15 protein-coding genes and 1 pseudogene are annotated in these 16,978 nt (G+C 59.5%); 12 read left to right on the top strand and 4 right to left on the bottom strand.

Annotated elements, in window-relative coordinates; translation table 11 throughout:
- The first annotated feature begins 109 nt into the window (after positions 1 to 109).
- Together ACFRJ9_RS21515 and ACFRJ9_RS21510 are read left to right on the top strand one after the other, a co-directional pair.
- Positions 110 to 352 carry a hypothetical protein gene (locus tag ACFRJ9_RS21515; protein ID WP_377672302.1) on the top strand — a complete coding sequence of 81 codons (243 nt, stop codon included), beginning with the start codon at positions 110 to 112 and terminating at the stop codon, positions 350 to 352.
- A 461-nt stretch (positions 353 to 813) separates the two neighbouring features.
- A complete protein-coding gene (locus ACFRJ9_RS21510; protein WP_377672300.1) occupies positions 814 to 1,968 on the top strand; it encodes an MFS transporter in 1,155 nt (384 codons plus the stop codon).
- A 693-nt stretch (positions 1,969 to 2,661) separates the two neighbouring features.
- Here ACFRJ9_RS21510 and ACFRJ9_RS21505 read toward each other — a convergent pair.
- From ACFRJ9_RS21505 to ACFRJ9_RS21495, 3 genes are all read right to left on the bottom strand, one after another.
- Complete coding sequence (locus ACFRJ9_RS21505; protein WP_377672298.1) at positions 2,662 to 3,465, bottom strand: PH domain-containing protein; 804 nt, start codon at positions 3,463 to 3,465, stop codon at positions 2,662 to 2,664.
- Between the two features lie 110 nt (positions 3,466 to 3,575).
- Positions 3,576 to 3,713, bottom strand: a complete 138-nt coding sequence (locus ACFRJ9_RS21500) for a hypothetical protein (RefSeq protein WP_377672296.1) — start codon at positions 3,711 to 3,713, stop codon at positions 3,576 to 3,578.
- Between the two features lie 15 nt (positions 3,714 to 3,728).
- Complete coding sequence (locus ACFRJ9_RS21495) at positions 3,729 to 3,851, bottom strand: hypothetical protein (RefSeq protein ID WP_377672294.1); 123 nt, start codon at positions 3,849 to 3,851, stop codon at positions 3,729 to 3,731.
- A gap of 1,294 nt (positions 3,852 to 5,145) precedes the next feature.
- On the opposite strand from ACFRJ9_RS21495, the gene ACFRJ9_RS21490 reads away from it, so the two are divergent.
- Positions 5,146 to 5,403, top strand: coding sequence for a recombinase family protein (locus ACFRJ9_RS21490; RefSeq protein ID WP_377672291.1), 258 nt, complete (start codon positions 5,146 to 5,148; stop codon positions 5,401 to 5,403).
- 757 nt (positions 5,404 to 6,160) lie between these two features.
- On the opposite strand, the gene ACFRJ9_RS21485 is transcribed toward ACFRJ9_RS21490, so the two are convergent.
- Positions 6,161 to 6,817: a hypothetical protein gene (locus ACFRJ9_RS21485; protein WP_377672289.1), complete on the bottom strand. Its 657-nt coding sequence runs from the start codon at positions 6,815 to 6,817 to the stop codon at positions 6,161 to 6,163.
- A 1,049-nt stretch (positions 6,818 to 7,866) separates the two neighbouring features.
- On the opposite strand from ACFRJ9_RS21485, the pseudogene ACFRJ9_RS21480 reads away from it, so the two are divergent.
- The 9 genes and pseudogenes from ACFRJ9_RS21480 to ACFRJ9_RS21440 all read left to right on the top strand — a co-directional run.
- Positions 7,867 to 8,211 (top strand): annotated as a pseudogene (locus tag ACFRJ9_RS21480) (hypothetical protein); the annotation flags it as partial.
- Positions 8,212 to 8,328: 117 nt separating this feature from the next.
- Positions 8,329 to 9,252: a HEPN domain-containing protein gene (locus ACFRJ9_RS21475; protein ID WP_377672431.1), complete on the top strand. Its 924-nt coding sequence runs from the start codon at positions 8,329 to 8,331 to the stop codon at positions 9,250 to 9,252.
- 119 nt (positions 9,253 to 9,371) lie between these two features.
- The gene (locus tag ACFRJ9_RS21470) at positions 9,372 to 9,602 is read left to right on the top strand and encodes a helix-turn-helix domain-containing protein (RefSeq protein WP_377672286.1); all 231 of its coding nucleotides are present in this window, start codon (positions 9,372 to 9,374) and stop codon (positions 9,600 to 9,602) included.
- 74 nt (positions 9,603 to 9,676) lie between these two features.
- Positions 9,677 to 10,030, top strand: coding sequence for a hypothetical protein (locus ACFRJ9_RS21465; protein ID WP_377672284.1), 354 nt, complete (start codon positions 9,677 to 9,679; stop codon positions 10,028 to 10,030).
- A gap of 2,093 nt (positions 10,031 to 12,123) precedes the next feature.
- On the top strand, positions 12,124 to 12,990 hold the full coding sequence (locus ACFRJ9_RS21460; protein WP_377672282.1) for a hypothetical protein: 867 nt from the start codon (positions 12,124 to 12,126) through the stop codon (positions 12,988 to 12,990).
- On the top strand, positions 12,971 to 13,243 hold the full coding sequence (locus ACFRJ9_RS21455; protein WP_377672280.1) for a hypothetical protein: 273 nt from the start codon (positions 12,971 to 12,973) through the stop codon (positions 13,241 to 13,243). The genes ACFRJ9_RS21460 and ACFRJ9_RS21455 overlap by 20 nt, the downstream gene beginning before the upstream one ends.
- 3 nt (positions 13,244 to 13,246) lie before the next feature.
- Positions 13,247 to 13,630 (top strand): hypothetical protein, encoded by a 384-nt coding sequence (locus ACFRJ9_RS21450; RefSeq protein WP_377672277.1) that lies wholly within the window; start codon positions 13,247 to 13,249, stop codon positions 13,628 to 13,630.
- A gap of 378 nt (positions 13,631 to 14,008) precedes the next feature.
- Positions 14,009 to 16,522 (top strand): ATP-dependent RecD-like DNA helicase, encoded by a 2,514-nt coding sequence (locus ACFRJ9_RS21445; RefSeq protein WP_377672429.1) that lies wholly within the window; start codon positions 14,009 to 14,011, stop codon positions 16,520 to 16,522.
- Positions 16,512 to 16,910, top strand: a complete 399-nt coding sequence (locus ACFRJ9_RS21440) for a hypothetical protein (protein WP_377672275.1) — start codon at positions 16,512 to 16,514, stop codon at positions 16,908 to 16,910. Before ACFRJ9_RS21445 ends, ACFRJ9_RS21440 begins: the two co-directional genes overlap by 11 nt.
- Positions 16,911 to 16,978: the final 68 nt, after the last annotated feature.

Raw genomic sequence — 16,978 nt, 5'->3', positions numbered from 1 at the left:
AACTTCAATCCCGAGGCACCGTCATGACTGCCTGGACAGCCAGGCCAACGGACACCCCTCGGTTCCACCGACAGCCCTACAAGTAACCGAATCATCGATTGGCATAACGATGAGAAATAACAAACCGGAAGCAACTGAGCACATCGAACACAAGGTTTCCTCGGTCCGGATAAGAGTCTTCGACGCTGCGCGTCGCGACGAAAGCCTGACCGAAGCAACCAGCAGCCTCATGCAGACGGCCAAGGCACAGAAATGCGGAATTCTCGTAACCCGCCACGGCTACGACCTATATAGCGCAGTCGTCAGCTCGGACGTGCCGCATGGCCTCATCCGAGAGATCAGCCAGATATAGCAAACACACAGCACGCAGAGATTGGCATCAGTAGGGGCCTCTGATGAGTCCGGCCGTCTTCGATCAACACGCCTGTTCTCCAGTGAAGGAGGGACCCATGGCGAGCACGCCGGGCCAATTGCGATTGGGCCAACGGCAGCATTCTGTAACTGGAAGGAAGCGCCTGCAGTGACGCCGGACGATTCCCGCGGACAGCGGCAGCAACGAGACCGGGCCCCTTTTCAAGATGGAGCACCACCCCGAGAACCGGGCCGTCGGTCACCTTCGCTTACTTTCGCCTGTGACGAGGACTGCGAGTTCTGCTGGGGACCCGAAACAGACTGAAGGTCTCATCATCTGCCGTCCGCCCAGAAAGGGACCTTTATTCCCCGGAGCCTCCCGTCGCTCGCAACACGGGAGGTTCCGGTACCAATTGGAAGCCTCGAAACACTCGTCGAAGGCTTGGAAGGGCATAAATACACATGGGCGCGTTCGCATACCTCGCCGCATCGGTCCCAGCGAGAATGGCGAATTTCGGTGCTGCCGTGGCGCTACCTATTCTTGCTATCCAGCAATTCAACGATGTCACCATAGGTGGGCTTCTTGTCGCAGCCACACTGGGACCCAGCGTCCTGGCCGCACCGCTGGCAGGAGTAATCCTGGATCGTTCCCGCAGGCCAGGATCCGTCATTGCTGGAGCCGGACTGATAACCGCAACAGCTTTGACGACCGCTTCCTTTATCGGGGTGATACAGCTGCCAGTTGTACTTCTCATCCTGATTGCGGCCGGGGCAGCAACTCCCTTCTATATGGGAGGGCTGTCGAGTTTCGTCATCAGCGTGGTTCCGGACGTTCGCAAGGCGTTCGCGTATGACGCCCTCTCATACAATGCCGCCGCTGTCGCAGGACCGGCCGTTGTGGCCATCCTTGCGTCATTCCTGCCCGCTCATGTTTCCCTAGTCGTCCTCACAGGAGCAGCGGTGCTGGGATCCGTGTGTGTCCAAACCATCGGCCTAGGCCCGCACACCCAGGCCAGGAATTCTCCCCTCGAAGCAATCAAAGCGGGGCTGCAAAGAATCTCCGGTCACAGACCACTGACCGTAGTTACCGTCTCCTATGCGTTGAGCCAATTAGGGCAAGGGGCATTGGCAGTAGCTGCCGTGGCACTCTCACTGGAAAAGTCCGGGTCACCGGGCGAGGGGGCTGGCTTGGTGACCTCCTTTGCGCTGGGAAGCCTCCTGGGATCCATCGTCGAGACCGTAAAATCCAACCGGCGCCGGTCTGAGTTCGTCATGATGGGCAGTTTCCTTTCAACAGGCCTTCTAACGCTCGCCGCCGCGTTGGACATCGGAGCGTGGTGGACCATCATTGCCATCGGCCTTGCCGGGACATTCACCGCACCTGCCACCGCCGCGATGCTCTTCCTGCGGAACCATCACAGTCCCGCACAACTGAGATCCCAGATCTTCACGGTCAGCGCAGGCCTAGGGGGCACCGCCTCCGCGGCCGGCGTAGCCCTCGCTGCAACCTTTTCAGGCTTCGCCGGAGGGACCGCATCTGTCATGGCAATAGGCCTCGTTTGGATTGCATCCGCGACCCTGATGATCGCCTACCAAGACGATCCCGACTGCCCCTGATAGGGCCACCGCGAACGTTCAGGGTCCCTGCCTTCGTCGCTACCTGTTTGCGGGCAGAATCGCCAGGCCGCGCACCGTCTGGATAAGACTGTCGCGGCCGCCAAAACTGCAGGCGTTTCCTGGGCGGATATTGGTCGTGCAGCTGGGATCAGCCGCCAGGCTGCGCACGAACGCTGGGCCGATAAGTAACCCTGCCTGTCGCTGAGCCGTTCCCGGGATCAGGGTGTGCGGGCCCATCCGGGCATTCGCGTGTTCAGTTCCTTGACGCGGTCCGGGTATTCGCCCTCCTTCGCATGGACTTTCTGCCTCGCAACCGAGAGGACTGACATGCTGTCCGGCGGGCTCGGTTAAAGCCTGTGACGCCGCGTGGGGCAATGAAGTTTCCTAGTCATGACAAGGTGCATCTGGGAGTGTCATCAAGCCCGCAGCCACCCGCGTCTCCGCCACCACGCGGCGCTGGCCTGGGTCATCTGACCCGCCACGGGCTCTTCGAATGGCAAGCGCACTAGCCTTGGCTTGGAAGCGTCCGATCATGCGTGCCGCTTGTCTTCCAGGACTCGCTGCCGGAACCAACGCTGACACCCCGGATCGTCAGCACCCGAGTGAACATCGTCCGCAACAACGGCCCCGAACTCGTCGAGCCGGCCGAATGAGTCACAGCGTCTCTAACCGACACCCCAAACAGCAGAACTCCTAGGAGGAAAGCAGACGCTCCTTTTGGGCTTGGAACTCGGCATCCGTAAGGATGCCCTTGGCGTGAAGTTCGGCAAGACGTTCAAGTTGTCCGATGACATCAACTGCGGGTGCTGATGATGGTTGATCCGGCTTAGCGGCGTTTTGGGTAGCCCGGATCGCACGAATCAGGGAGTCGCCTTGTCCATGGCCAAGGGTTGAAATTGACGCTTTGGTTCCGGAGTGGTTAATGGTCAGGCTTTCACCGCCCAGCGCCTTCTTCAGATCAATTGCCTGGATTGCTCCTAGGGAGAAAGACGTGAGATCTTCCGACCCGATGCTCTTTTCCAAAAAGAGCAATCGACGGTCCGTTGCCGCTGCGATCCCTGCTTTGTTCTCAAACCGTCCAACCCCGATGGCGTTCACAGTTTCGCCGCGGTCCAAAACGTTGGCGAGGTGGGCGATTTCCTTTCGGCCGAAGATGCGTAGGGCGACACGGCTCGCCGCTTCTTGGATGCCATGATCATCCAGCAGCCCTTCAGGGAGTCCCTCCGAGATCTTGATGAGGTGTTTGTAGTGCTTGTTTCCAAGCCCGTCAACTCGCCATTCAATGTGAGTCTTGTCTGCGTCGGGAGTGATGACCCCCTGAATTTTCGCGGCCCACTGGTTGTTACGGAGCGACCTTGGGACGTCTACGGCAATGTCGTTGGGGGTCAGAGACGTCACGGTGAACTGTGCCTGTTCAACGGCCGGAGGAAGGATCGCAAGAGCCTCATTGAGATTGGTTAGCAGGGTCCACTGGACCGTACGAGAAATGGTCGCCATGCCAGAACTGTACCCACCCGGCGAACGCTGCTCTCGAACCGACTCAGTCCAAGCTTCACCGAGTTCATGGTTGGGAGGACAGGGCCATGTGCGGCACGCAATTGAAGGCGTTAGTCAGTGCGGATGGCGATGGCTTTGGAGCCTTCCGGGATCAGTCCTTCGACGGCGGCTTTGGCGGTCTCGTATGTATCGCCTTCGGCGTCGACATGGCTGAGTTCGCCGTTGCCGGCCTGTACAGTCAGGGTCACTTTCACCCCCATATTTTAGGCCGCATCCCTAGTGAAGGTCTGTTCGAGGGCTGCTGACAGCGCAGCTGCACCGTCACGGCGGCGGAGGTCCACGGGCCGCGAACCCTGCAGGGCGGGGGACATGACAGCAAGAATCATTCGTCCCCTGAGCGGTCGTATCCAGGTTCATGGGCTCAGGGCGCCGCGGGGTGAGGAGCCCTCAAACAAAAGCATGTTCAAGGATGCCGCGGGGGCCGCTATCAGGCCGAGTTGGATTGAAGCAGCTGAAGGCCAACCGGGCTACCGAAGTCGCGGAATTCATCGCCATTCGTGATGGAAGCGTAGAGATCGAAATGCACTATAGTCCAACCGAAAAGTGCGATCGGCGCTGCCGAAAGGCGACCGGGGACGACTGCACCTGTACTTGCGAAGGTAAACACCATGGCAAGGACTGGCTGATCCCCGCCACGAGGGCCTAACGCAATGCGGGCATCCAACGTGGCATATGGAAGGAAAACTGGGACGTGTGGCCGCCCTCCCGTTCATACCTGGTCATTCCGGCGAGTATGCAAAGTAGCACCGGGACGGAGCGCTTCTAGCGCTGACCACGTCGATCTCATTGCCGTTTGGTCCTGAAATTCTGACGGGATTCAGACGTGGCGGGAGCTGCCTTTAGCCCGCTGGCGCAACTCTGCGTTCCTCTGAGATTCCCGGGGTGTGAACTGTAGACTGGTCTGTGTTCGGCTACTTCCCGAACTACAACACCCTGGCACAGGGTGTCCGCACCTTGTGGGCGGGGTAGGAAAGGAGGTGAAGACCAAGTGGCTAAGAAACGACAACCTCGCGTTGAAGTTAAAGTGAAAGCCGCCATCCGAGTAGAACCTGGCCGGGTTCTATTCGGGCTAGCGGCTTTCATATATGCACTTGAGCGATTCATCCAACACTGGCCCGTGTAGCCAGTCCGAACTGAGGGGTCCCACTCGTCCCGGAGTGGGGCTCCTCTTCCGCATCCGGAAGTTGGAGAACATATCTCTTTAATTTTTTCCTTCATCTTCTGCTCATGAAGACAGTCATAGTCTAACCCAACCTTGGTTAAGATTCATGAGGTCATGTGATTGGACTCATGAAACGAATGAAAGCTTGACGCCCAAAACACATGCCGATGTGATCCACCACAAAGGATGCCACGCGAACCCTTCAGTACCCACACGCTGGAAACCCCGAGCATGACCCGAGTCACGTGCTACTGGTCACAGCCGCCTTGGCCTCTCCGCGACCATGTGCTTCGGCGGGCGCCTTCGCGTTCGACTCCGTTACCCCCTCTGCCTCCAAAGCTGCTCAACGGGGGGATGCCGGTCAATCGGCACTAGCTGACGGACTCGGCATCACACTGCTCGAGTCATCTCATCAAAGGATCCTTTGATAAGAATCTCGGAGTGAAGTCGGGGGAGCGATGGCCCAGGCCATGGTCACCATCATTTCCGCGTTCGCTCAGCTTGAACGAGACCAACTCTCCGAGCGGACCAAGGCTGGCATGGCTGCTGCAGCTGCTAACGGCAGAAGAGCGGGACGCCGAGAGGTCACCACTGACCACGAGAAGGTCAAGAGGGCCCACGAACTGAAGCTACGCGGGCTCAAGCCGACGGACATTGGAAAGATCATTGGGGCCAGTCGCGCCACCGTCTATCGCTATCTAGCTATGGATTCCTGAAGCCCAATAGGTGCTTGTCCCGAAAGTTCTCTTTGCTGCTGACGCTCACAGAGACCGTTTTGGGACAACATTCGGGACGGAAAGGTTACGAAGACGCTGGAAGGGATTGTCATTTTCAGGAGCGGTCTGCACTGAAGGTCAGTAGTCGGCCGCGCTGCGAATTTGGGCCCCGATAGAGGATCGGTTTGCGGGTCCTGGCCCGGCTCGAACGGGCTGCCTCCCTCTCCAGATACGACGCGCCGTTGCCGGTGTCTGACGCGCTAGGGCAGGATCACGAGCCACATTAGTGCCAAGGTCGCCGACAACCAATCGGCGCCGCGTCCGGTAAAGGATCCCTGCCGGGCGCTTGTGCATCTCGGTGATTGTAGGCCGGTCGTGTCCTAGTTCCAAGGAAGTGGGACACTACTGCTGGTGCCGTCCTCGCCTCACCGGTACACGCCCTAGTAACTGAAGCTGCTCGACAGTACAACGGACAGTACAAAAGTGTGACGGTAGTCGGAGCCGCCCAGGGGCTGCTTTATGCATGGCACGCTGGTACTGATTGGCTCGTTCCGTGGCTCAACGCGCTACACGAAGCGGTCGAAGAGTCAGAGGAAGAATCCAATGAAGCCCACATCTGTTATGTATTTCACAGCGCTATGTTTGTTGTTGCCCGCGGCGGCTTTCACAATCGACTCGTCGCAGTCCAAGGTCTTGCCACCGTTGCTTAGCCTTGATCCACCGATGTTGAGTGGATCAAGGCTAAGCAACGGGCCCGCTAGGCTACGGCGCCAGCGCGTCGGCGGCGGTTGACGGCCACGGCAGTACCCGTGCCCAGAACCAAAGCCGCGGCGCCTAGACCAACCACAGGATCAACCATCGGTGTCGCCGCCTGGGCAGGGGTCCTGAACCCGATAGCTTTGGGACCGGTCGACGGAATTGTGCCATTGGCGCTCGTCCAATTGACCGTACCGTTGTTGAAGGTAGTCCCGTACGGGGCGGTTGCGTCTGCCTTGATGTGCACGTAAATGTCGTTGTAACCAGGGTTCCCGCCGGAGTTGCCCTTCACCTTCACCGGCACGTTTGAACACACGAGGGTCTTGTTGCCGTTGCTGAGGACGCAACCCGCGGAAGACCACGTCAGACCCTGCGAGGAGCCATTAAAAAACCATTCCTGCCCGAGCTGGTTGTCCGCGAAGGTGCCATTGGAGGGCGCCTGGAATGTGAAAGTCAGTGTGTCATTAACTTCCGCGGCGGCCTGGTTCGAAAGTCCCAGGCCCGTGACGCCGGTCGCACCAGGTGCGATGGTGTTGGGCCCCTTTTCTCCGGTGTAATTTGCTGCCGCGTTAGCTGCCAATGCGCCGCCGGTCAGCAGACCCAAGGCCAGGACCGGGGCGACGACCCATTTCGCGCGTCGCTTAGTAATGGAACTCATGAGCTATTCTCCTATGTTGATGCGGAAGCCCGTCGAACCGGGGCAAACCGCTTACGTCCCTCCGTTGGAGGGCTTCATCCGTGATTAGGGCGCGAGTTCGCTAAGATGATGAAATTCGCGGCGATGTCTTCTGCTGCACTACTGATGGGCTGGCGCAGCGCAGCAACCCACGCCGCCCGATTGGTGGGATCCTTGCCAAAGGCCGGTGTTGGTCGAACAACGCAACAACTCTGTCGCAAGAGTTATTGTCGCGGCTGGAAACAGTGGCCGTGGACGGGCTTCTCCGGCTCAAAAAGCGCCGCCACCGAAGAATGCCCGAGGCCCTCACCGCCGTGGAACCCCTTCCATGCGATCCGGCTGTCCCGGGACGCACCGGATGTGTGCCGGCGCTGTGGTCACAGGCAACTTGAGTGCGCCTCGGACGAGCCGGGTACCCGCCCAGCACCCCTCCCTGTGGCCGGGCACGCAATGGAGGACACCCGCAAGCCGGCAGGGGCTTCGCTCCAGGTGAACGCCTTCAGCCGTCATCACCCGGACCGGAAAAGCTATTAAGCCCTGACAGCCCGCACGAACCAGGGACGCGTTCATACAGTGCGGGCGTTTGGGGCAGTACCATTGCCAATACTGCCCCGGTCACCATCAGGGGCCGACTGGATGCCCGGCCCCTCCAAAGTGCGCCCTACCGTTGACTCCTACGCGGGGCGTACTGGTCCACTGATTGAGACCAGCGGACCGTACGGCCGCCCGGTCCCCCATGTGGGCGGCCGTACTTGGGTTCCGCCCCTTATTCGCCTGATTTTTCCCGAATACTACGTGCCCCGACGACCAGCGGGGCACGTCTCAGGTGGTGGTTGCCTGGTCGGGTGGAACCGGGCGACCCTGTACAGGCATCAGCAAGCCGCCGCCCGTCAGCGCGCGGCCGAAGCTACTGATTAAACTCCTGGGAATTTCTTGCCGCCGCGTCCAACAGCCGCGAAACGGACTTTTGAGGGCTCGATCCTGCCATTTACTAGGGCGCAGCGTCCTCGTGTGGCGCGTACCCTCTGCTTATGGCGGAAACAACGACGCATGAAGCGGCAGGTTATTGGTGGAGTGCAGATACTCCCGAGAACCCAGTCCCCGGAGTGCTCCGGGTGGCCGAAGAGGGAAACTACGAACTTATTACGATCGATTCGATAGGTCGGTCAATTGACGAACCTGGACAAATGGCAGATGTCACGCTGCATGGGACCTGTGGACGAGCCAAATACACCTTGTTCCGCTCCATCATGTCGAGCCAAACCCAAGGGAACCCGTCGGAGAGTTTGGCTGAGACATGGATGTCGTTTGAAATGGTCTCCGGAGCCCACCTTCTACCTTCCACTCGCTTCAAAGCTGCCACTTTTCATTGCTCGGGTTTGGCCGGACTGTGGGGACGTTGGCGGCACATCCAGGAGGGTGATCCTGACGAGGCATTTGAAGTTGGGGCCGTCCTGCCAAACGTGAGAGGCTGCGAAGTCAGTATCGTCCGCATGCGTTCCGGTGAATCCGGTTTAGGTCGAAGTTCATACAGGGATCAAATCGCAGTCAAGGTTAGTGCGGAGAAGGGCCTGACCCTGGAGGAGCTGGACCGGAACTTCGAACTCCCGGTGACTGCCTTCATTGCCTGCATGTCCGGCCAGCAGTCCGACGTCTCATCAAAGAAACTCTGGAATATCCTCGACGAAAACTACGAGGTTTTGGACACCCGAATCTCCGACGTGAAGGTTGACCCCTGGACTTCGCCTGAACAACACATGAACAATCTATCGACTCTCATACGCGACAACGATGCATTCTTTCAGGACGTGATGACTCGGTGGCTTCAATTATCTGAAACACTCTTGAATCCAATGGCGATCGCGGCACCCCGAAAGCAGCGGGGCTACCTGGAAATGGAGACGTTCGCGGCAGTAAGCGCCGTGGAACAGATCCAGCGCGAACTGACCGTAGGTCGGCCGACGCCCTTTGCGGATTCCCTCAAAACTAAGCTCTCCGACTGCCGGGAAGCCCTGGGACTTAACAGTGCTGAAAGGCGGGCGATCTTCAATGCCGTCAAACTGTCGGAATTTACCCTTCAGCAGAGGCTGGAGGATCTTGTCGGCGGTGAAACGGCATCATTCTTTGAGTGGTTTTTCCAGGACCACGTCAAGGAGTGGGCGGAGGTTTCCGTGAAGGTCCGAAATAGACTCGCGCATGGCTTGGCATTGCCCGAAGGGCAGTCCGAGGATTACGGGCTACTCATGGATGTGCTGGAGGCATCCAAGAGCGTGATCTTCCTGCGGCTCCTGCTCGAGTGCGGGTTCCCACAAGATGAACTCAAAGAACGCGTGGCAAGAAATCGGGCTTGGAAGAGGCAGGTCCAAAATTCTCCTAAGTGGCCAGAATATGAGCGGGTGCTGAGAGCTGGAGGGTAGTCGCCGACAGCGATGGGTAGATTTCTACGTCTCACGCGGCCACTCGGGTAATGCTGCTTATTGGCAAGGCCGGCTGCAGCTGCCCGCCGTACCGGCCGTGCGGCCCTTACGATGGACGCGTGTCCGATGAAGCCAAAGCGTACAGATTTCAGACTGTTGAACAGGTCGCCGAAGAACTCAACGTGTCAGTTAGCCAGATCAGAGCGCTGTTGAAGACCGGCGAGCTCCGGGGGATTCAGGTCGGAGGGCGGAATGTCTGGCGGGTTGCCGCCAGCGACGTCGAGGACTACATCACCGAGGCGTACCGCCGCACGGCGGAACGAATCGCCGCAGGAGAGCTGTCCGAGTAGGCCAGCCCTATGTCCGTTAAGGGGTCCTTCACCGGACAGGGCTATGCGCGCTTTCATAGGCGAAGATGCTAGATATGCACGATTCGATCCTTTTCGCCCAGATGCAGCTGACCGCCAGGTTCGGGGCTGTCCCTACACCGCCGTTGCAGGGCGTGAAGGTGGGAGTCTCCAAGAACGTGCGGTCGCCAGATGTTCATCCCCTCAACGGGCTGAGGCATCCAGCCGCTGCTGGGACGAGTGGCTGGTTCATCTGGCGGGGTGAAGATCTCGGAACGGCGGATGACTTCTTCGATCCGTTGCACGTCGAGCATCTGACGACCTGGTGTCCTGAAGTCGTTCCCTACCTCGCTTTGCCCGTGGGGTGGCGATTCCTCTTGGCACCTGGCTACGAAGATGTCTGGTTTGACGAGCCGTTGTTGAATATTTGATCGAAGCTGACCCGGACGGCTCAATCTCCCATTCGGGATTTGCGTCCGGTCAGGGATGGTCTACCGGACCCCAGTGCTGACCATTTAGTGTGAATCCTGAGTGTGTGCGTTGGCAGAAGCTAAAGTACCACCCCAGCTCCGATCCGTCTGTTGCCTTCGAGAATCTTGAAGCGCGCTCCGGGGGACAATGCCGCGTAGTCAATGTCGTAGAGCAGGTCGATGGTCACAATGTCACTTCCCCCAGGCTCAAGGGTCGCTCCCATGTCGCTTCGGAGTGCGACCCCCAGATACTCCCCACCATTCACTCTCAGATGGGGCCTATAACGACCGCCCAGATCGATAGCACCACTACGGCCTCCTTCACGGGTTGGCAAGAGGCTGATCTCGGCGCGAAGCGAATTCATACGACGAATTATCCACGTAGACGGACGCGACGTCAGGCTGCGAAATGAGCGATTAGGCCAACAAGCTGCCGATCGTTAACCTGGCGTCGGTCGTCATGAGCGCCCCGTTTAGGGATCCTCTATCGGGCAGAACTTCTCAGTGCAGACGACTTCTGACATTCAGTGCAGTCAGCTTCTGAAAACGACAACACACGCTGTCGTTTTCAGAAGCTGACTGCACAATCGCCCACGGAATTCCGGGGTAGTGCAGATGAGTATGGACGCGAAGATGTCAAAAGTCCCCTGCACGAAACTGCATTCTGCTCGATAGTCCCCTGCACAAACAGTCACTTTTTCGGAACTTGCCTGCACCCAACTGCAGCGCCTTTTTGCGTTGAAGGACCGGTTGCGCCTTCAGCCGGGACCCGCTAGAGCGGCAAGCCCAAGCCAGCTAGGCATAACTTGTGACGCATTCCGATGGAGGCAAGGCATGCGTCGAATTCTTCGTCGCAGATGTCGTAGTCCGCGGCGCTCAGGAAAGAAGCGAATTTGGAATCCGAGAACGAAGTGTTGGTTGTTAAGTCAGGCCTAGCCAGGTCGCACCGCATCTTCCGGTAATTACACTCTCGGAGTTCGCGGAGAAACTGTTCATTGCACTGCCGTATGCGCTCGTCGTCTCCATCGTCTCCACCGCCTCCACTGCCTCCACTGCCTCCTGGGGGCCAATTTTCGAAGTCCCCGAAGATGCCGGAGTCCCCACTGCATTCTGTGCAGCTAGAGAATTCTGGGCTGCAGTAGCCACTTTCAGAACATCCAGTCGAGCCCGACCCCAGATTGATTGTGCGTGCGATCTTCTCGTTCCGCAGCAAGTCTCGTACAACATCGTCAACGTCGTCGATCAGCGTAGGCTCGAAGGCGAGTCCCAAGGAGCTAATTACGGCGAGAAACGGTGGAAACGGATACGTAGTCGCTAGCTTTTTTAGAGTCGGAGGGATGCCAGCCTTGGCGGCGTATGCAGACACTTTCTCGATTGATCCGCGACGTCGAAGGAGCCCGAAGCCTCCTTCGACCAAGCCAGATTCGTGCTCATCAACTGTCCAAGATCGCAGCGATTTTGATCTATCGAATTGGTAGGTCAGGAGGTGGTCGCCGGTGTCGACCGCATAACGAGCGTCGCGGACAGAGCCGCCTACGGCGGTGATGGAGATTATCGCCCGCGCATCTTCGCCTGCGTAGAGGTTCCAATGCACATCTATTCGCGCTGGTCTTTTTAACTGGCCGCTGGGAGGCCTTATCGGGCTTTTGGTCCCTCCCGGTAACTCTTCCGTTGGTCCGGGACCGCATCCACAATCTTGAGCGCCCATGGCATCTCCAACCCCTAAGTAGAGGAATGTAACGATACTCAGTTTGTGATTCCTGTCAACGAATTTGAAACCCCTCCAGTCGGTGGAGACTACCCAATGAAGCGCCCGCACACCGCCCTCACCGCCATATCGGCACGCGTGCGGGCGCTTTTAGTGCAGAGGACTTCTGATATTCGGTGCAGACGGCTCCTGAAACTGACACGAAATGTCACTTTCAGAAGCTGACGGCACAAACTTCCCTGTGATTCGGGGACTTGTGCACAGGGCTCTTGACCACTGGTTACTCGATAGTCCCGTGCATTATGGTGCTTTTGTTCGGTACTCCTGTTCCTAAAAGGAGGCAGGCATGGATGCGGACCCGAGTCGTGTTGCTGCCGATGGGCAACTGACGATGTCTGACGCCGCTTGGGAACAAGCCCGGAATCGTGCCTTGGTTATCGGTGCCTTGGCGGAGCGCCGCAGCCCCAGCGCTGCTGCTGTTGACCAAGCGGCCAAGGAGCTTGCTATTTCCCGACGCCGGGTCTACGTGTTGCTCGCCCGGTATCGCCAAGGTTCAGGTCTCGTAACGGACCTTGCGGTCCGTCGTTCCACCGGAGGTAAGGGCCGAAACCGGCTGCCCGAACCGGTCGAAGAAATCATGCGCGACCTGATCCGCCGGCGGTTCCTGACGCGACAAAAACTGAGCATTGCGGCGCTCCACCGGGAGATTGCCCGGGCCTGCGTGCTGAAAGGCTTCAAGCCCCCGATACGGAACACGGTGACTCGGCGTATTTCCATGCTCAACCCCGTTGAAGTGGGACGACGCAGGGAAGGAGCGGATGCTGTGAGGCCCCTGCAGGCCGCGGGCGGTGAAGTGCCGCTGATCAGTTCGGTTCTGGAGCAGGTACAGATCGACCACACGATCATTGATGTGGTCATCGTTGACGAACGGGAACGTCAGTCGATTGGCCGCCCGTATCTGACCGTGGGCGTCGACGTCTTCAGCAGGGCCATCGTGGGCATGGTCGTGACGCTGGAACCTCCATCGGCTGTGTCGGTGGGATTGTGCCTGGCCCACACCGTTGGTGACAAGCGTCCTTGGCTTGAGCGGCTTGCCGTAGAACCGGCACGGACCCGGATGCCCCAACATTGTTCTGACTTATTGACGACACCCTACTTATGTAACACAATAGGTTTTGTGGTACACTTTAGGTATGGGAGTAGAGTTCGCTGAATCAGCAGACAAGCATGGTGTTGCGCATGAGGATGCGCTGCATGCGATGTTGAACGCGTACTACGTCGAACCCGACTTCGACGATTCCCGGGTCGAGGGCCACGCCAAGCCCACCTTGTTCATTGGCCCGCCCCGTCAACTCGGAGGCCCATTGCTGGAAGTCATGACAGAAGCCGTGCCGCCCCGCACGATCTGGATCTTCCACGTCATGGAGGCGCGCCAGAAGCACTTGGACCGAATGGAGGGAAAATAGAGCATGACCAAGGACCAACCCCAGGGCACTGACCAGGCCCGCTACGACCGCATGGCCCAATGGGCTGAGAACGAGATGGAGCTCAACCCCGCGTCCACTACCGCTCTGCGCGGGAAGGACGCCGCCGCGCACGCCCGGGCGATGTTTGAAGCGGCCGGCCTCAACGTCGCAGAACTGAACAAGGTCATCGGTGGCCGCCCCAGCCTGGACCCTGACGCCGTACCCGGATCCCACTCACCAAAACTTAACTTCCGGGTCCCTGCCCCGGTCAGCCAGGCACTCACCGCCCAAGCGGGCAGCATGGGCATGAGTACCAGCGCCCTGGCCCGGAAGATTATTGAAGAATGGCTCAGCGCCCACCAATCAGGACCGGGTAAGCACGCCTAACCCCTAGGAAAGTTGGCCCACCCCGGGGCCGCATAAGCACATACAAGGACGGAAGGGCCGGCGCACAATTGCGCCGGCCCTTTTCTTGTGCACGCGGCAGCATCCTCAGGCCAGTGCACCTTTCACGACAAAGGCCTGGCCGGCAAGCCGTCCAGCAATGCGACTCAAAGAGCCCTGGTACTCGCAGGCTCGCACCAGGAAAAGCGGGCGTCCACTCCGTGGCCGGCTGTTGGGTGCTGCCGGTCCGACCAGGCAACCAAAGAGACCCGCCCAGACAAAGAGATCATCCCCCTGGGAAACCTTCGTCACCACTGGGCTGAGCGCGCCGAGAAACTGACCGGGAAACCAACCACGACAATCATTGCGCGTTTGACCACAATGGCGGCCCCGCCTGAGCGGTTCCACACCGATCACGTTGACCGGCTGACCGCCCAGGTGCTCGCCACAGTCTCGAACTCCAAAGCGTCCTTCACTCACTGGAACCTGCGCGCGGAAGCCGAACGCGCAACCAGACACTACCGCTTCGCCAGCCAACCAGAGCGTGACCGGACCATCTCGACCATCACCGAAACGGCTCTCGGCCGGTCAGTCCTGCTCACCCCTGCACCGATCACCGAGGCTCCAGGACATTCATTCAGACCACACCGCGGCGCCAAATACACCACCCAACGGACCCTCGACGCAGAAGCGCGACTACTGACCGCTTCAACACTGACCACCGCACCAACGGTCAAAGCTGACCGCGCCCACGCCATCGCCCGTGCAACCACGACCAAGAGCGGTCACCACCTCTCATCCAACCAAGCGACCGCCGTCGTGGCAGTCACCACGAGCGGCCGCACCCTTGACCTGCTCGTCGGACCGGCAGGGGCAGGCAAATCAACCACTATGTCCGCCATGCGCGCGGTCTGGGAATCACAGCACGGCCCCGGATCAGTCATCGGGCTCGCACCCTCACAGAGGGCCGCCAAAATCCTCTCCGACGAGATCAACGCGCCCACCGCGAACACCGCCAAATGGCTGTACGAAACAGTAGGTGAGGGAGGCCTGAAGCGTGAACGCCGAATCGCTGCGGCCAAGCTCGCCCTGGAACGATGCGGCTCAGCAGAAGCCCGTGACACCTTGAAACGCCGATACGCGAAACTATTCGCCGAAGACCTCAAGTGGTCCGTGACCGCCGGTCAGCTCGTGATTGTCGATGAATCATCGCTCGCCGGAACCCACACCCTTGACCAGCTCCGTTCACAAGTCCAGAAAGCCCGCGCGAAACTGCTCCTCGTCGGCGATCACCACCAACTCCAGGCCGTGGAAACAGGCGGTGCTTTCGGCATGCTCGTCCGCGCACGCCCGGACACACCAGAACTGACCGAAGTCCGGCGCTTCCAAAACCCATGGGAAGCGGCCGCGACCCTGAAGATCCGCACCGGGGACCACACCGTCACCAACACCTACTCCGCGCAAGGCCGCCTTCACGGCGGAAACCTGGAAGAAATGCTCGACGCCGCGTACGTTGCCTGGCTCGCAGACACAGCCGCAGGGAAGAACTCGCTTCTCATTGCCCCGGACAATGACACCGTCCGGGAACTCAACGAACGGGCCCGAGCCCACAAAGTTGAGAACGGCGACGTCAGCGCCGGAAAGAGCGTTGCCCTGCGCGATGGCACCCATGCCAGCCGCGGTGACATCGTCGTCTCCCGCCTGAACGACAACACCAACACCGACGCCGCCGGTGAAGCAGTTTCCAACCGCGACCAGTGGGTCGTGGAGAAAGTCCATAACTCCGGTGCCCTCACACTCAGGCGCATCGACCCGGAAGCACCAGAATCCATGACAGGTGCACGCGTCCGGGTGGACAAGGACTACGCAGCCAAAGACATGGAACTCGGCTACGCAACCACCGGACATGGAGCACAAGGACTCACCGTCGACACAGCCCACGGTGTAGCCATCCGCAGCTCCACCCGGGAACTCCTCTACGTCATCAGCTCCAGAGCACGAGAAGAAAACCACCTCTACCTCGTCACCGGCGACGAAACCCCCTACAGCATCGAAGCCGCCATCACCACACCAGAAGAAGTCTTCAACCACATCCTCACCGCCGCAGGAGCCGAACGCTCAGCCACCGAACAAGCACGCGACGAGCACACCAAATGGCTGGGCTTCGACCAAATCAGGGACGAATACACCACCCTCTCCCACAGCGCCGACCAGCCCCAATGGGAAAAGCTCATCAACGACTCCCCCTTGACCGACGAACAAAAGCACACCGTCCTCAACAGCGAAGCCTGGCCCTCACTGGCCCAGTCCTTCCGACAAGCAACAACCACGACCGGAAACCTGAACGCCGTTCTGCCACGACTCATCACCTACCGCGAAATCGACAGCGCTGCCGACCCTGCCAAGGTCCTGCACTACCGAGTCGACGCCTGGACAAAACGACAAACCACCGACCCAGCCAAACTCATACCCGGAACCACCATCCCCCGGACGACCAGCACGGACCCAGCCATCAACGCAGCCCTCACCGCCCGGGAACAGCACCTGGCGACCTTCGCCGCAGAAAACCCGACACCGGAACGAGTCACGCCCGCAAATACCCAGCCCCGCTCTGGTCCCCAAAGCGCCCACCACATCACAGCCGATCAGGAAACTGCCTTCTGGGACGAACAGCAACAGCCGCACTGGATCCGCGAAGAGGAATTCACCCGCACCCTCGCCGCCGACCAAGACCACGGCGGGCACGGCATGCTGCCCGACAGCAACAACCCGGCCGCACCACAAACTCCCGACCGGCCCCTCAACACGCAAACTCACACACTGCCCGAATCAGCGTTTCCCGATGAACAAGAACTGGCCACCTACCAACAGGAGAACGCCCACCATGGATACTGAGACAGCCGACGACGAAATCCAATGGCCCGCCCCCTTCGACTACTACACACCCCACCCCGAAACCGAAATCAGGCAACGACTGGACACCATCACCCCCTGGGTCGAATGGATCCGCACCATGACAGCCTTGGACGGAACAACAATCCCGGACTGCTGGGCCAGCCACGGCGCCCTCCTGCTCGAACTCGACGCCGCCTACACCGCATATCTGACGTTCATGTTCCCCGCCAATTCGGGCGGCCAGCCCCTGTCCTGGCACTACTCCTGGGCGCAGTGCAAAGCACGCCTGCAGGCCTATGCCGCACGCACCAAATGCGACCAACTCGGACACCGCGAAGACCCCATAAAACCGTGGACTCGCCAGACCCCAATCGAAAACGCGACCTAGGAGACAAATCCTAGGTATAGAAACAGCGGCGGGCCAGGTCCAAAATACCCGGGCGCCCCGGGCCCAGC

Origin of the sequence: Paenarthrobacter sp. NPDC056912 (assembly GCF_042786555.1) — a bacterium.
Lineage (GTDB): Bacteria > Actinomycetota > Actinomycetes > Actinomycetales > Micrococcaceae > Arthrobacter.
This window is presented reverse-complemented; position numbering and strand designations above follow the sequence as displayed.

Coding starts and splice junctions, on each gene's coding strand:
- ACFRJ9_RS21455 (WP_377672280.1), top strand. CDS start 12,971: ATGGGAGTAGAGTTCGCTGAATCAGCAGACAAGCATGGTGTTGCGCAT.
- ACFRJ9_RS21465 (WP_377672284.1), top strand. CDS start 9,677: ATGCACGATTCGATCCTTTTCGCCCAGATGCAGCTGACCGCCAGGTTC.
- ACFRJ9_RS21495 (WP_377672294.1), bottom strand. CDS start 3,851: ATGATTCTTGCTGTCATGTCCCCCGCCCTGCAGGGTTCGCGGCCCGTG.
- ACFRJ9_RS21460 (WP_377672282.1), top strand. CDS start 12,124: ATGGATGCGGACCCGAGTCGTGTTGCTGCCGATGGGCAACTGACGATG.
- ACFRJ9_RS21490 (WP_377672291.1), top strand. CDS start 5,146: ATGGCCCAGGCCATGGTCACCATCATTTCCGCGTTCGCTCAGCTTGAA.
- ACFRJ9_RS21445 (WP_377672429.1), top strand. CDS start 14,009: ATGGCGGCCCCGCCTGAGCGGTTCCACACCGATCACGTTGACCGGCTG.
- ACFRJ9_RS21505 (WP_377672298.1), bottom strand. CDS start 3,465: ATGGCGACCATTTCTCGTACGGTCCAGTGGACCCTGCTAACCAATCTC.
- ACFRJ9_RS21515 (WP_377672302.1), top strand. CDS start 110: ATGAGAAATAACAAACCGGAAGCAACTGAGCACATCGAACACAAGGTT.
- ACFRJ9_RS21510 (WP_377672300.1), top strand. CDS start 814: ATGGGCGCGTTCGCATACCTCGCCGCATCGGTCCCAGCGAGAATGGCG.
- ACFRJ9_RS21475 (WP_377672431.1), top strand. CDS start 8,329: ATGCGTTCCGGTGAATCCGGTTTAGGTCGAAGTTCATACAGGGATCAA.
- ACFRJ9_RS21485 (WP_377672289.1), bottom strand. CDS start 6,817: ATGAGTTCCATTACTAAGCGACGCGCGAAATGGGTCGTCGCCCCGGTC.
- ACFRJ9_RS21440 (WP_377672275.1), top strand. CDS start 16,512: ATGGATACTGAGACAGCCGACGACGAAATCCAATGGCCCGCCCCCTTC.
- ACFRJ9_RS21450 (WP_377672277.1), top strand. CDS start 13,247: ATGACCAAGGACCAACCCCAGGGCACTGACCAGGCCCGCTACGACCGC.